1 protein-coding gene is annotated in these 777 nt (G+C 35.8%); it reads right to left on the minus strand.

From position 1 onward, the window contains the following. Positions 1 to 777, minus strand: a 777-nt coding sequence (locus CN326_RS23885) for an endonuclease/exonuclease/phosphatase family protein (protein ID WP_098311394.1), incomplete at both ends; no start/stop codon positions are given.

Consider the following 777-nt stretch of genomic DNA (forward strand, 5'->3'; position numbering starts at 1 on the left):
CAGGTCCTTTACCAGTAGGATCAACAAAACCATTAAATGTTCCTAATTCTTCATTGATTCTTGTCTCAGCTGTTTCCCATAAATCGTCAAATGCTCCGTCACTTGTTAAAATTTGGTGTGGAAGACTATCTGGTCCAGCATTGAAGTCGCCTGTTAAAATAACCGGTAACTCTGGATCAAATTTTTTTGTTACTTCTTTGATTAATTCTGCACTTTTTTCTCTTGCATTAGCGGATTGATGATCAAAGTGTGTATTGACGAAATAGAACTGTTGGTTGCTTTTTTTATCAAGAAACTTAGCCCAAGTAACCATTCTTGGAATATTGTTTCCCCATGTTTTTGAACCAATTACTTCTGGTGTATCGGATAACCAAAAATGATCATACTCTAGTACGGTGTAATCTTTTTCTTTATAAAAAATAGCAGAGTATTCTCCACGATTTCCGCCTTCACGACCTAAACCAATCCAATTATACTTAGGTAAAGTATTTTCTAAATCTTGTAGTTGTGTATATAACACTTCTTGTGTCCCAATGATATCAGGATTCTCCATATCAATCAGTCTTTTAATGGTAGGAACCCTTTCATCCCAAGTGTGTGGTGATGGATCATTGTTATTTTTGTATCTTAGATTAAAAGTCATCGCTTTTACATCTACCACCGTCGATTGGTCTTTGTTTTCTGCAGCAAACCCAGTTAAAGTTCCCGGGAACAAACCACTTAGGAAAACTAGTAAACCGGCTACCACTAAAAATAGGGATTTTAAAACTTTCTTCA

It is taken from the genome of Bacillus sp. AFS018417 (genome assembly GCF_002560985.1).
Taxonomy (GTDB): domain Bacteria; phylum Bacillota; class Bacilli; order Bacillales; family Bacillaceae_G; genus Bacillus_A; species Bacillus_A rhizoplanae.